The 13,965-nt window shown below is 65.6% G+C and carries 12 protein-coding genes; 4 read left to right on the top strand and 8 right to left on the bottom strand.

All coding sequences use genetic code 11. From position 1 onward, the window contains the following. Positions 1-3: 3 nt before the first annotated feature. From ACF3NP_RS09125 to ACF3NP_RS09155, 7 genes are all read right to left on the bottom strand, one after another. Complete coding sequence (locus tag ACF3NP_RS09125; RefSeq protein WP_181890039.1) at positions 4-279, bottom strand: DUF2516 family protein; 276 nt, start codon at positions 277-279, stop codon at positions 4-6. A 44-nt stretch (positions 280-323) separates the two neighbouring features. Beyond that, on the bottom strand, positions 324-866 hold the full coding sequence (locus ACF3NP_RS09130; RefSeq protein WP_181889688.1) for a CGLAU_01105 family protein: 543 nt from the start codon (positions 864-866) through the stop codon (positions 324-326). A gap of 14 nt (positions 867-880) precedes the next feature. Next, on the bottom strand, positions 881-2,164 hold the full coding sequence (locus tag ACF3NP_RS09135) for a DUF445 domain-containing protein (protein ID WP_181889687.1): 1,284 nt from the start codon (positions 2,162-2,164) through the stop codon (positions 881-883). An 89-nt stretch (positions 2,165-2,253) separates the two neighbouring features. Next, positions 2,254-2,622: a hypothetical protein gene (locus ACF3NP_RS09140; RefSeq protein WP_181889686.1), complete on the bottom strand. Its 369-nt coding sequence runs from the start codon at positions 2,620-2,622 to the stop codon at positions 2,254-2,256. Positions 2,623-2,709: 87 nt separating this feature from the next. Continuing rightward, positions 2,710-3,459: a succinate dehydrogenase/fumarate reductase iron-sulfur subunit gene (locus ACF3NP_RS09145; RefSeq protein WP_181889685.1), complete on the bottom strand. Its 750-nt coding sequence runs from the start codon at positions 3,457-3,459 to the stop codon at positions 2,710-2,712. After that, positions 3,459-5,537: a fumarate reductase/succinate dehydrogenase flavoprotein subunit gene (locus tag ACF3NP_RS09150; protein WP_392398637.1), complete on the bottom strand. Its 2,079-nt coding sequence runs from the start codon at positions 5,535-5,537 to the stop codon at positions 3,459-3,461. The genes ACF3NP_RS09145 and ACF3NP_RS09150 overlap by 1 nt, the downstream gene beginning before the upstream one ends. A 21-nt stretch (positions 5,538-5,558) precedes the next feature. Further along, positions 5,559-6,332, bottom strand: a complete 774-nt coding sequence (locus ACF3NP_RS09155; RefSeq protein WP_181889683.1) for a succinate dehydrogenase cytochrome b subunit — start codon at positions 6,330-6,332, stop codon at positions 5,559-5,561. Between the two features lie 265 nt (positions 6,333-6,597). Between ACF3NP_RS09155 and ACF3NP_RS09160 the strand changes: the two genes are divergently transcribed. Continuing rightward, positions 6,598-7,062, top strand: a complete 465-nt coding sequence (locus ACF3NP_RS09160) for an SRPBCC family protein (protein ID WP_181889682.1) — start codon at positions 6,598-6,600, stop codon at positions 7,060-7,062. Positions 7,063-7,623: 561 nt separating this feature from the next. Here ACF3NP_RS09160 and lpdA read toward each other — a convergent pair. After that, entirely contained in the window at positions 7,624-9,036 is a 1,413-nt protein-coding gene (lpdA, locus tag ACF3NP_RS09165; RefSeq protein WP_181890076.1) for a dihydrolipoyl dehydrogenase, read from the bottom strand. Between the two features lie 80 nt (positions 9,037-9,116). Between lpdA and ACF3NP_RS09170 the strand changes: the two genes are divergently transcribed. The 3 genes from ACF3NP_RS09170 to ACF3NP_RS09180 all read left to right on the top strand — a co-directional run bounded on the left by ACF3NP_RS09170 (position 9,117) and on the right by ACF3NP_RS09180 (position 13,961). After that, on the top strand, positions 9,117-10,541 hold the full coding sequence (locus tag ACF3NP_RS09170; RefSeq protein WP_269952130.1) for an alpha/beta hydrolase: 1,425 nt from the start codon (positions 9,117-9,119) through the stop codon (positions 10,539-10,541). A gap of 332 nt (positions 10,542-10,873) precedes the next feature. Then, on the top strand, positions 10,874-11,992 hold the full coding sequence (locus tag ACF3NP_RS09175) for an alpha/beta hydrolase (protein ID WP_181890077.1): 1,119 nt from the start codon (positions 10,874-10,876) through the stop codon (positions 11,990-11,992). Between the two features lies 1 nt (position 11,993). After that, complete coding sequence (locus ACF3NP_RS09180; RefSeq protein WP_181890078.1) at positions 11,994-13,961, top strand: prolyl oligopeptidase family serine peptidase; 1,968 nt, start codon at positions 11,994-11,996, stop codon at positions 13,959-13,961. The last annotated feature ends 4 nt before the right edge of the window (positions 13,962-13,965 follow it).

Consider the following 13,965-nt stretch of genomic DNA (forward strand, 5'->3'; position numbering starts at 1 on the left):
GCTTTACCAGCCGTAGTCGCCGTTTACGATGCGCTGGATCTGCGGGCGTACGTCGAAGAAGTAGATGCCGATGGCCACTGCGCCGAACCACGCGATGAACGGGAAGCGCAGCAGGCACGCCAACGCCGCCAGCACCAGGATGCCCACCCAGGCGCCCTTGGACTGACGGTTCGCCGCCTCGAAGGCGTCAGCGCGCGTGGTGGCCGCCATGACAGCCCCGACGATGCCGGCGATGCCCACCACCACCATCAGCACCATCCCGACGCGGGACGGCAGCATCATGATCTGGTGAATTTGGCTGACAGCGGCGGTATCCATGGCGTTTACTTCAGGTCCTCGACGTTGACGGTGGTGTCGTTCTTGGTGTTGTCCACAACTTCGCCGTCGATGATATCGCCGCCGGTCTTCTCGCCAGCGAACTGGTCCTGGACGCGCTGCACCAGGCCCTCGAAGCGGGCGCGCAGGTCGTCCACGGTGCCCTCAATGCCCTCGGCCTGGGTGCTGTCGAGGCGCTCGTTGAACGCGGCGCGCGCATCGTCGATAGTGCTGCGCAGCTTCGCCTTCACGTCGTCGGTGAACTGCAGGTCGCGCTCGCGCAGGCTGTTGAAGAGCTTCTCCGCCTCGTCCGTGAAGTTGGTGGCGGCGCCGCGCACCTCGCCCTCGGTGTTCGCGTTGCTCAGGTTCTGGCGCGCGTCCTCCGTGGCGGTCTTAAAGCGGTCCGACAGCTCGCCGGTGGCCCTCGTCAGCGCCGCACCGATAGCGGAGCCAGCGGACAGCAGCGCGTCGCCGGCCTCGCGGAGGTTGTTGCGCACCTCGTCGCCTGTGTTGTTTTCGGTGTTGTTGTTGAGGTTGGTGTTCTCGGTCATCATTCGCTCCTTCGCTAGTAGAAGATCAGTTGCGAACCAGTGTAAATAGCTAGCCCGGCCAGTGCACCGACGATTGTGCCGTTGAGGCGGATGAACTGCAGGTCTTTGCCCACCATGAGCTCAATTTTCTCCGCCGCTTCCTCGCCGTCCCAGCGCTCGATGGTCTCCGCAATGATGCCCACGATCTGGTCGGCGCCGTTGTCCGCGGCGAAGTGCGTGGCCTTCTCCAGGGCCCGCTCTGCGTCGGCGCGCACCGCAGGGTCGTCGACAAGCTTTCGCCCCCACTCGCGCGCCGAAGCAGCAGCTTTACGACGAAGCCCGCTTCGCCCATCCGACGCTTGCGCCACAATCGACGCCGAGATTTGCTCCCAGATGCTGCCCGCCGCGGACGTGACCGCGCCGGAGCCCATGATGTCGGCCTTGAGCGCCTCCACCCGCGAGATCATCTCGCCGTCGAACTGGAGGTCCTGGGCGAACTGGTTGATCTGGCGGCGGATCGCCCGGCGCGCCTCGTGGTGCGGGTTCGTGTCCACGTCCTCCATGAACGCGACCATCTCGTCGTAGACGCGCTGGCCCACCAGCTCCTTGGCAAAACGCGGGGCCCAGCGCGGCATCCGCTCGTCGATCATGGTGACCACGGTCTCTTCCATGCCGTCGACCTTGCGGCGCCCCCAGGCGACAATGTCGTCCACCACCGGATCCACCTTGCCGTCCGCGATCAGCCCCTCCAGGGTGCGGCCCAACGGCGGGCCCCAGATCGGCTCGGCCAAACGGTCGATGAGCTGGGTGTTGATGAACGCCTCCGCCTCCTTCGGATCGATGCCCTCGACCATGCGGACGGTGAACTTGCCGGCCTCCTCGCTGACACGCTCCGCGTTCTCCGGCTTGGCAAGCCAGCGCCCCACCCGCTCCGGGATGCCGGCAGCCATGACCTTGTCGGTAATCGTGCGGGCGTTGAGGAAGTTCTCGGACACAAAGTCGCTGAGCACCCCGGCGACCTGGTCCTTCTTCCGCGGGATGATCGCGGTGTGCGGGATGGGGATGCCCATCGGGTACGTAAACAGCGCGGTGACGGCGAACCAGTCCGCCAAACCGCCGACCATGCCCGCCTCCGCGGCGGCGCGGACGTAGCCGATCCAGGCCGCGCCGTTGCCCTGGGACTGCGCCCACGAGCACGACAGGAACACCACCGCCATCAGGCCCAGAAGACTGGTCACCGCGATCTTGTGCTTGCGCAGCACGCGGCGGCGCTCGTCCTCGTTTGTGGGGGTGGGCATCATGGAAAGCTGCTCGCTCATGCCCATGATTAAAGCAGGCGTGCCGACACGGGCACGAAAAATGCCCCCTCCGCAGGTGGAGAGGGCATTTTGCGGGAAGCGCTACGCGGCTAGTTCACGCGGCCGGTGCGCTTGCGGTAGGCCTTGTAGTCCTTGCGGCCCACGACGATCAGGATGGCGCCGAGGATGGCGGTGACCACTGCCTCGACGATGCCGAGGATCAGCAGGCGCTGGGCCAGGTCGTGGGTCTGGGAGCCGAAACCGTAGACCATCGCGCCGGCACCCCACACGGCCAGACCGATGCCGAAGAGGGTGGACAGGATCAGGCCCATTGCAACCCAGGTGGAGTTCCGGGTCAGGGAAGAGTGCGGAGCACTCAGCGACACCGGGTCGTAGCCGTCGATGTAGGTGTCATCGATGCGGCCGACGTACTCCGGGTAGGACTCGTTGCGGATATCTGCAACTGCGGTGGAACCCATTGTTCTTGTTTCCTTCTTCAGCTTCGGTGTGACTTCAGCGTGAGCTGCTGCGATGGTTCGAGTATACGACAGGACGCGTGGTCGTCCCTAGTCGTCGCCGCCCTTGAAGGCGGCGCGGGCGCGCTCGGCATTGATTGCGCCGACCGCATCCAGCGGGATACCAGCCGGGCACACGTCGGCGCACTCGCCGTACAGCGAGCAGTGGCCGAAGTTGGTCTCCAGCTCGTCGACCATCTTGCGGGCGCGGCGGGAACGCTCCTGCTTACCCAGCGGCAGCAGCTTCAGGTGCTTCAGCTTCGCGCCGGTGAACAGGTGCGCAGCGCCGTTCGGGCACGCAGCCACGCACGCGCCGCAGCCGATGCAGGCCGCGTAGTCGAGCGCGGTCTCCGCGTCGTGGTGGTTGACCAGCAGGGTGTCAGCGTCCGGTGCAGTGCCGGCGTTGACGGAGACGTAGCCGCCCTGCTCCATCACGCGGTCCAGCGCGGAGCGGTCCACGGCGAGGTCCTTGATCACCGGGAACGCGCCGGAGCGGAACGGCTCGATCTTCAGGGTGTCGCCGTCCTTGTAGTTGAACAGGCGCTGCAGGCAGGCAGTGGTGTTCTGGCCTGCGCCGTGCGGGCGACCGTTGACCAGCAGGCCGCAGGTGCCGCAGATGCCCTCGCGGCAGTCGGAGGCGAAGACGAACGGCTCCTTGCCCTGCTCGACGTAGGTCTCGTTCACGTGGTCGAGCAGCTCCAGGATGGACATCTGCTCCACAGCGTCATCGACCTGAACGGTCTCGAAGCTGCCCTCGGTGTCAGGACCAGCCTGGCGCCAGATTTCAAGTGTCAGTTTCATTACTTGTAGTTCCTTGCCATCAGCGGGATCGAATCAAAGTGCAGGGGTTCTGCGTGGCGGATGAACTGGCCTTCTCCGGCCGGCTCCCAGGCCGACACGAAGCACCAGTTGTCGTCGTCACGCTCTGCCTCGCCGTCATCGGTGAGGTGGTCCATACGGTAGTGCGCACCGCAGGACTCGTCGCGGTCCAGGGCGTCGATGCACATGAGCTCGCCGAGGTTGATGTAGTCGACGAGGCGCAGTGCAGCCTCCAGCGTCTGGTTCATGTCGTTCGGGGAACCCGGGATGGAGATGTTGGTCCAGAAGTCCTCGCGCAGGGCGCGGATCTTGCGGATGCCCTCCTGCAGGCCCTCCACCGTGCGGGACACGCCGCAGTGCTCGTAGAGGATGTCGCCGAGCTGCTCGTGGAAGTGCTCCGGGCCGTGCGGCTCCGGGCCGCGGATGGACATGATGCGCTCGATGCGCTCGGTGACGTCAGCCACCACGTCCTGGGCTTCGCGGGAATCCTCGGCCAGCTTCTCCTCGCCGAGGTGGTCGGCCAGGTAGTTCGGCACCGTGAACGGCAGGGTGAACCAGCCGTCCACAGAAGCGGACAGCAGCGAGTTCGCGCCCAGGCGGTTCGCGCCGTGGTAGGTCCAGGAGCACTCGCCGGCGGCGAACAGGCCGTCGATGGAGGTCATCTCGTTGAAGTCCGTCCACAGGCCGCCCATGGTGAAGTGGACGGTCGGGGCGATGCGCATCGGAGCCTTGTACGGGTCCTCGCCGGTGGAGTCCTCGTACATCTCGAACAGGTTGGAGTAGCGCTCGCGGATGGTGTCCTCGCCGAGGCGCTCGATGGCATCCTTGAAGTCCAGGTACGCGGAGTTGTGCAGCGGGCCCACGCCGAAACCGGCGTTGAGCTGCTGGGAGATCGCGCGCGAAGCCACGTCGCGAGGCACGAGGTTGCCGAAGGCCGGGTAGCGGCGCTCCAGGAAGTAGTCGCGCTCCTCCTCCGGGATGGTGTTCGGGTCGCGGTCGTCACCCTTTTCCTTCGGGGTCCAGATGCGGCCGTCGTTACGCAGGGACTCCGACATCAGCGTCGTCTTCGCCTGCCACTTCGCGTTGACCGGCAGGCCGGTCGGGTGGAACTGCACAAAGCACGGGGACGCGAGGTACGCGCCACGCTCGTACGCGCGCATCATGGCGGAAGAGTTGGAGTTCTTCGCCAGCGTGGTCTTGTGGTACACGTTGCCGTAACCGCCGGTGGCGAGGATGACAGCGTGGCCGGTGAACGGCGCGATCTCACCGTTGATCAGGTTGCGAGTGACAATGCCCTCGCAGTGCTTCTTGCCGTCCTTCTCGGTGATGATCAGGTCCATCAGGTCGTGGTGGGTGAAGATCTCCACGTTGCCCAGGTGGATCTGACGCTGCAGCGAAGACGCGGTGGACAGCTGCAGCTGCTGGCCTGTTTGGCCGCGGGTGTAGTAGGTGCGGGAGACCTGCACGCCGCCGAAGGAGCGGGTGGCCAGGGTGCCGCCGTACTCGCGGGCGAACGGAGCGCCGATGGCGTTCATGTGGTCGATCACGCGGACAGACTCGACGGCCAGGCGCCAGCAGTCGGACTCGCGGCAGCGGTAGTCGCCGCCCTTGACGGTGTCCTTGGTGTGGCGGTAGGCGCCGTCGTTGTCCACCTTCTTGCCGCGGGCGGAGTTCACGCCGCCCTGGGCCGCAATGGAGTGCGCACGGCGCGGGGCGTCGTGGTAGGTAAAGGCCTTGACGTTGTAGCCGAGCTCGCCCAGTGCCGCGGCCGCGGCGCCGCCGGAGAGGCCGGTGCCGACCACCAGGACGGTGAACTTGCGGCGGTTCAGCGGCGAGACCAGGTTCATGTGGTCCTTCTGGTGCTGCCACATGTCCTTCATGCGAACCTCGTCGCGGTTCGGCTCGTTGGACTCGAGGACGTTGCCCGGGGTCACGCCTGCAGCTGCAGACTCGGGCTGGCGGAAGCCGCCGGTGCTCTGCTGGCCCTGTGCCTCAGCGGAGGTCTGCTCCCCGCCGTTGGAACCCTGGGCCCCGGAAAGACCGGAAATAGAGGTAGTCATAGTTGTTCTCCTAAAAAGCCGTTACCTGGAAAAATCCGGGACCCAGCCGAACGCGATGGCGAGCGGCATGACAACGTTGCCTGCGACAACGATGAACGGGAGGATGTACGCGAGGATGACCATCAGGCCCTCGCCGCGCTTGCCCAGCCAACCGAGGTCGGACACCGCAAGGTAGATACCGTGCGTCAGGTGCAGCAGCAGCGCCAGGTTGGCAACCACGTACACCAGCGTGACCCACCAGCGGCCCGGGGCAAAGGTGGCGAGCAGGTTGTTGCGCACCGCACCCTGGACGAACTCGTCGGAGGCGACAGCCTGGCCGAGAGTCAGGTCCAGCAGGTGGAAGATGATGAACAGCAGCAGGATGATGCCGGTCCAGATCATCGACTTCGTGGCGGTGGACTGCCACCCGCCCATCAGGTTGGTGCGCTTGAAGCGGCCGCGGGACGCGTTGGAGCGGGCGCGCAGGGTGAATGCGCCCCACACGTGCAGCACCAGGCAGGCCAGCAGGATGATGCGGAGAATCCACAGGAAGCCCTCGCGTGGGAACAGCGGCTCGCCGATCGTGCGCAGGAACTCGCCGTAGTCGTCGATCGGCGCGGAGCCGTCGGCGTTCAGCGGCATGAAGATCTTCAGGTTGCCCACCATGTGGCCGAGGACGAACAGGCCGAAGATCAGGCCAGTGATCGCCATGGTCAGCTTGACGGCCCACGTGGGGTAGGACGGCCGCTCGCGCAGCGGCTTCTCAGTAATTTTTCCGTGACGAATGGCTTCACGGTCTGCGTTTTGTACAGTCATGGCACCTCCAGTGTCGCTAATACTCTAAGAGATAGCCCCCGCTCATACACACCGGATTGCCAGGTTGCCCGAGACACCCCCTAGCCTCAACCCCCACTTGAGCCCTTCATCCAGCGCACCACATTGAATGTGACCTTCGTCACCGCATTGCCGATCCACCTTAGACCCCACATTCTCCACCCCTTTAAGTGTCAATCATTGGTTGGTTAGTTCACCCTTACTTCCAGCGCGACCCTATGAGCCGAAAATCGGTACCCTGGCTGCCATGGCTATCGACAAGAACACTGAAAACAAAGCAACCCGCCAGATCGACGCTCCCGCAGCCGAGATTTTCGACATCCTCTCCAACCCCGAGCGCCACGCCGAGACGGACAACTCCGGCATGGTCGTCTCCGCGGACCAGGGCGAGCGCCTGAAGAACGTCGGCGACACCTTCACCATGAACATGACCAAGGAGGACGGCGACTACCAGACCGTCAACGAGGTCTTCGCCATCCAGGACGACCGCATCATCGGCTGGAAGAACGTGGAGAACACCACCGCAGAGGTGAAGGTCGGCGCGAAGTGGCTCTACGAGCTCGAGCCGATCGACGCTGACAACACCAGCGTCACCCTCACCTACCAGCGCGATGAGCTGGAGGAGAACCTCCTCGCCATGACCGAGAAGTTCGACGACGACTTCCTGGCCAAGTCCCTCGACTCCCTCGCAGAGGCAGTCGCAGGCGCATAAGCCTTCGCTTCTCGACGTCACCAAAGGCGGCCCGCCGGACCCAGCGCCCGGCCGGCCGCCTTTCGCATGCCCGCGACGCCCCCGCCCCGCCCGAGACTGCCCGCCCCCGCCCGCCCCAGAACCCCGGCCTGATCTGCTAGTTCCCCAAAATCGCGAACTAGCAGATCAACTGTCCAACTTTTCGTTTCCGCAGTTGATATCGGCAACGACTTTCACTATGAGCCTGATCTGCTAGTTGCCCGGAGGAAGACGGGGCGGGGAACTAGCAGATCTGCCACTGAAGCAGCCCAGCCGTGCCACCCTCGCCGCCAGGGTTGGTCCCACTCCGGCCCTGCCGTGTTCGTCTAGCGGTGTCGAAGCGCTGCTAGACGGTCACGCTGGTAATGAACATCAGCTTCATTACGACCTGGGGAAATACAATCGGGGATTGCTGATCGTCTAGCAGGGTCGCGCGCGCCGCTAGACGATCCACGGATTCGCGCGGGCGGCTGCCACGGCACGCAAAAAGGCGGGCCCTGCCAGAAAGCGGGGCCCGCCTTTGGTGCGTCGTAAAGCGAAGGCTTACAGGTTGATCATGTGGCCTTCGATGCCGTGCGCGATCTCCTTGATCACCTCCGGCAGAGTCGGGTGGATGTGGATGGAGCGCGCGATCTCGCCTGCGGTGAGGTCGAAGCGCTGCGCGAGGACGACCTCCGGTATGAGCTCGGAGACGTTTGCGCCGACGAGGTGGCAGCCCAAGATCTCGCCGAACTCGGCGTCCGCGACGAGCTTGCCAAAGCCAGCGGTCTCCGCCAAGCCCACTGCCTTGCCGTTTGCGGAGAACGGGAAGGTGGCAACCTTGATGTCGCGGTCCGGCCACTTCTCCTTCGCCTGCTCCTCGGTGTAGCCCATGGAGGCGACTTGCGGGTTACAGAAGGTGGCGCGCGGGGTCATCATGTAGTCCTCGATCTCGAGGGTCTCCGCGTCCGCGATGGTCTCGGCAGCGATGATGCCCTGCGCCTCAGCGACGTGGGCGAGCTGCAGCTTCGCGGTGACGTCGCCGATGGCGTAGATGTTGTCGACGTTGGTGCGCATGCGCTCGTCGATAGCAATCGCGCCACGCTCGGTGAGCTCGACGCCCGTGTTCTCCAGGCCGTAGCCCTCGGTGCGCGGGGCGAAGCCGACGGAGATCATCACGCGGTCCGCGGTGAGCGTCTCCACGTCGTCGGAGCCGTTCTTCTTCACGTCCACCTCGACGGAATCGCCGTTGTCGCGCACCTCGGTGGTGGCGTGGCCGGTCAGCAGCTTCACGCCGAGCTTCTTGTAGGCCTTCGCGATCTCCTTGGACACGTCCTTGTCCTCGTTGGGCAAGACGCGGTCCTGGTACTCGATGACGGTGACATCCACGCCGTAGTTGGACAGCACGTAGGCGAACTCCATGCCGATCGCGCCTGCACCGACGATGACCATCTTTTCCGGAGCCTCCGGGTTGAGGATCTGCTCCTCGTAGGAGACCACGTTCTCGGACAGCTCGATGCCCGGCAGGGTACGCACCACAGCGCCGGTGGCGATGATGCAGTCATCGAAGGTGACGGTCATACCCTTGTCGTCGCCGTCGGTGATCTCGATGGTGTTCGCGTCCTTGAACGAGCCCAGGCCGTTGATCTCCTGGATCTTGTTCTTCTTCATCAGGTAGTGCACGCCGCCGACGATCTTCTCGGAGACCTTGCGGGAGCGCTTTTGGGCGTCGGTGTAGTCGAACTCCACGTCGCCCTTGATGCCGAAGGTTTTCGCATCGTGGTTGAAGATCTCAGCCACTTCAGCGTTCTTGATCAGGGCCTTGGAGGGGATGCAGCCCACGTTGAGGCAGACACCGCCCCAGTACTGCTTCTCAATAACAGCTACTTTTTTACCCAGCTGAGCTGCACGGATGGCGGCGACGTAGCCACCGGGGCCAGCGCCGAGGACAACAACGTCAAAATGTTCTTTACTCACGCTGCATATCGTACGTGCCCGTCTGGCAAAATGTTGCGAAGCATCTTGTTTGTTTTTTGAATGAAAGTGAGCGATTCACTGTGAAGTTCACTCGCACGGCGGTAGCCCTGGGCGCCGCCGCCCTTATCGCCGCGGGCTCCGTGCCCGCGGTCCAGCACTTCGCGGAGGGCGGCGCCGAGAAGCCGGTCACCACCCTGTCCCCGGCGGCGACGACGGTGCAGACCTCGCTTGAGACCCCGACTTCCAGCACCACCGCGAGCTCGACCACGAGCCCGACCACGACAACCAGCGCGACCACGAGTCCGGCCACGAGCACGCCGACGTCGCCCCAGGAGAAGCCGAAGGTTGTGGAGACGACGGTGGTGCCGGAGACGCCGTCGACAAGCTTGAGCTCGACCGCGGCCACCACCGCAGAGGCGGAGCCGACGGACGAGCACCCGAACATCAAGCCACTGGGTGAGGCCCCGAAGACCTACAACGGCAAGGACCAGAGGTGGGTGCGCATCCTCGCAGGCAGCCGCGGCACCTGGGACAACGAGGCGATCCGCGTGTACTCCGAGTCCATGGAGCGCGACATCCCGGTGGCGATCTTCTACGCCACCGACGAAAACGGCGAGCGCAAGGAGAACGCCCCGACCGTCTACCTGCTCAACGGCGCCGGCGGCTCCGAACAGGACACCGACTGGGTCGCGCAGGCCTACGACGAGCTGGAGAAGACGTACAAGGACTCCGGCGCGAACGTGGTCATCCCGATGGAAGGCGCATTCTCCTACTACGTGGACTGGGCGGCCGAGCCGCCGGTGGACACGGACACGAACCCCTTCTACCACGGCAAGCAGATGTGGTCGACCTTCCTGGCGGATGAACTGCCGCAGGCGGTTGAGCCGTACATGAACGCCGACCAGGAGCACCGCGCGGCTGCCGGCCTGTCCATGGCCGCGACCTCCGTGCTGCTTTTGGCGGAGCACAACCCTGGCTTCTACGACGCCGTCGGTTCCTTCTCCGGTTGCGCGGCGACCTCGACGCCGCTTCCGTGGCAGTACCTGGACCTGACCGTCAGCCGCGGCGCGCCGAATGTGATGGCGCCGGAGTACATCTTCGGCGAGCGCGGCTCGGACTACAACCGCCACTACGACGCACTGGTCAACGCGGCGGATCTGAAGGGCACCGCGGTATACCTGTCCACCGGCACCGGCCTGGCGGGCGAGAGCGATACACCGGGCTATCTGAAGGACCGCCTGATCAATACGTACGGCGTGGACCCGGATGCGGCTTCGGCCCGTGCGCTGTCGAATGCGATGACGCTGCAGGTTGAAGGCGGCGTGATCGAGGCGGCGATGAACGCCTGCACCCACGATCTGATGGTGAAGATGCGCGCCAACGACGTGGAGGTCACCCACGCTGAGCTGCGCAATGTGGGCACCCACAGCTGGGCGTCCTGGCGCGACGACGTGAAGCTTTCCTACGAGAAGGTGTTCAAGAAGGCGCTCGGCCTGGAGCAGTAGGCACTTGCTTTCCACGCCTAACGGCGCCTCCCCGCTTCGAGCCGGGAGGCGCCGTTTTCGGTTTGCGCGCGATAGCGCGTTTTAGAACATGCCCATGCCGTAGGCGATGGTGGAGGACATGGACGAGCCTGCGTGCACGAGCTCGCCGAGAATCTGGTTGATCTGCACCTGGAAAGTTTCGATGGGGTTCATGTTGGGGTCCTTTCGGGGTTTCAGGGCGGGGCGCAACACACCACACGCGTAACGCTGGCCACTACAGTAACGAATGTCCCATAGAATGGCGCAATAATTGCCTGTCAGTTTAACCCCCTCCCCCAGGACTGGATACACAGATGAAGAAGATCAAGGCGGCGGCGCTTGCCGCCCTCACGGCAGTCTCCCTCGCATGCTCCGGCGCTCCGGCGGTGTCCGCCCAGCCGGCCGGCCAGGAGGGAATTGTGAAGGCGTGGGACGCGCGAACGAACCCGCCGCTGATCACCCGCACCGGCCAGGCGCAGGAGTGGGTCAACCAGGTGGACCACAAGACGGTGCTGTCCTACAACGTGTACTCCCCCTCCATGCGCCGCGACATCCCGGTCGCGGTCGTCCCGGCCACCGACGCCGCCGGCAACCGCGTGCGCAACGCGCCGACGCTGTATCTGCTCAACGGCGCCGGCGGCGCGGAGCAGAACCAGGACTGGCTGAAGCTCTACCCGGTGAAGGACTACTTCGCCGGCAAGGGCGTGAACGTGGTGGTGCCGCAGGCTGGCGCGTTTTCCTACTACACGGACTGGGTGAAAGACGACGTCGCTTCCGACTACGTCAACGGCCCGCAGAAGTGGGAGACGTTTTTGACCAAGGAGCTGCCCGGCCCGATCGAGCGCGTGGTGGGTGCCAACGGCCGCCGCGCCGTGACGGGTGTGTCCATGTCCGCCACCTCTGCCCTGCTGTTCGCGCAGCACAACCCGGGGATGTACCAGGCCGCGGCGGCGTTTTCCGGCTGCGCGTCCACGTCCTCGCCGCACGGCTACAACTTCGCGCGCTTGACCGTCAACCGCGCGGGCACCCCGAACTTCCAGACGGTCACCCCGGAGATGATGTGGGGTCCGATGAACGGGCCGTACAACCGCTACAACGACGCGCTTCTGGGCGCGGAGAAGCTGCGCGGCACCCGCCTGTACATCTCCTCCGGCTCGGGCCTTGCGGGGCACCCGGACCAGGTCAGCTACCTGCTGGGCAAGGGCGCCCCGATGCCGGCGGCGCAGGCCGGTGCAGCCGTGCTGCAGGTCGAAGGCGGCGTGATTGAGGCCGCGGTGAACAAGTGCACCCACGACCTGAAGGCCAAGCTGGACGGCCTGGGCATCCCGGCGCACTTCGAGCTGCGCAACGTGGGCACCCACTCGTGGCCGTACTGGACCGAGGACATGGACCGCGCCTGGCACACCACCATCAAGCCTGCCCTGGGGGTCTAGCGTGCGCGACATCGAGCCCAAGCTTCTCGACGACCTCACGGCCGCCCCCGCCCTCGAATGGGCCCGGGAGTGGTCCGACGCGACAGAAGCGCGGCTCGATTCGTCCGCGCTGCGCGAGCGGATCCGCGCCGCGTTGGATTCGGACGACCGGATCCCGTTTGTCACCCGGCGCGGCGAGTACCTGTACAACTTCTGGCGCGAGGGGGACCACCAGCGCGGACTCTGGCGGCGCACGACCCTCGCCTCGTTCCTCGGGGAGGAGCAACCCGACTGGGAGGTCCTCCTCGACGTCGACACGCTCGCCGAGGAAGAAGGCGAGGACTGGGTGTACAAGGGCGCCACCGTGCTGCCTGTGAGCTGGGACCGGGCGCTGATCCGCCTGTCGCGAGGCGGCGCGGACGCGGTGGTAGTGCGCGAATTCGACCTTGAACACCGTGCCTTCGTCGGCGCGGCCGACGGTGGTTTCACCGTCGACGAGGCGAAATCCTCCGTCGACTGGGTGGACCGCGACACCATCCTGGTGGGCACCGACGAGGGACCGGGCACGGTGACCAACTCCGGCTACCCCATGCAGGTGGCGCGCTGGACCCGCGACGGCGGCAAGACCGTCACCTTCACCGGCGAACCCGACGACGTTGGCGTGTGGTCGGGGTTTGACGTGGTGGACCGGAGGACCGTCGTCACGCGGGCGCTCGATTTTTACACCTCGCGCACGTGGGTCGACGGCGAGTTTTTGGACGTGCCGGACGACTGCGACGCCATCCCCCACCGCAAGTGGCTGTTCATCCAGCCGCGCACCGAGTTCGCGGGCGTGCCCGCGGGCGCGCTCGGCGTGATCGAGCTCGAAGCGTTCCAGCAGGGCGGCCGAGAGTTCGCCGTGCTGGAGCAGGACGCGACCGTGGAAGCGATCGCGTTCACTGAAAACGCGCTGCTTTTGACCTGCCTGGTGGACGTGGCCACCAGCATCTCCCGCATCGCGCTGGGCACCTGGGAGCGCACCGAGCTCGCGCTGCCGGAGGCCGCGAGCGCGCACGTCGTTGCCTCCAGCCCGCTGGCCGGCGACGAGTTCTGGGTCGCCGCGTCCTCCTTCACCACGCCGACAACGCTTCTGCGCGGCGACGCCTCCGGCGCACTCACCGAGGCCAAGCGCGCGCCTGCCCACTTCGACACGGCAGGGCTGGAAACCCGCCAGCACTGGGTGACCTCCGCCGATGGCACCCGGCTGCCGTACTTCATCACCGGCGACTTCTCCCTTGGTGCACGTCCTACGCTGGTGGGCGGCTACGGCGGCTTCGAGGTCTCGCTCACGCCCGCGTTTTCCAACGTGCGCGGCATCGCATGGTTGGAACAGGGCAACTTCTACGTCCAGCCCAACCTGCGCGGCGGCGGCGAGTTCGGCCCCGAGTGGCACTCGCAGGTGGTCAAAACCAACCGGCACAAGGTGTGGGAGGACCACAAGGCGGTGCTCGAGGACGTCGTCGCCCGCGGCTACGCCGAACCTGCGCAGATTGCCATCCGCGGCGGCTCCAACGGCGGGCTGCTCACCTCCGGCGCGCTGGTGCAGTACCCGGAGTGCTTCGGCGCGGCCGTGATCCAGGTGCCGCTGACGGACATGCTGCGCTACCACACCCTGTCCGCCGGCGCGTCGTGGATGGCGGAGTACGGCGACCCGGACAACGTCGATGAGCGCGCAGCGATTGCAACCTGGTCGCCGCTGCACAACGTCCGCCCGCGCGAGGACGTGGCGTATCCCCCGGCGCTGGTGACCACCTCCACGCGCGACGACCGCGTCCACCCCGCCCACGCCCGCACCTTCGCGCTCGCCCTGTGGCGGGCGGGCCAGCCGGTGGACTATTTCGAGAACACCGCAGGCGGGCACGCCGGCGCCGCGGATAATGCACAGGTGTCGCGGGTGGAGGCGTTGATCTACCAGTGGATCGACGACAAGATCGGCCAACCGCTGGCGTAGACTT

Source organism: Corynebacterium lehmanniae, from assembly GCF_043161975.1.
GTDB lineage: Bacteria > Actinomycetota > Actinomycetes > Mycobacteriales > Mycobacteriaceae > Corynebacterium > Corynebacterium lehmanniae.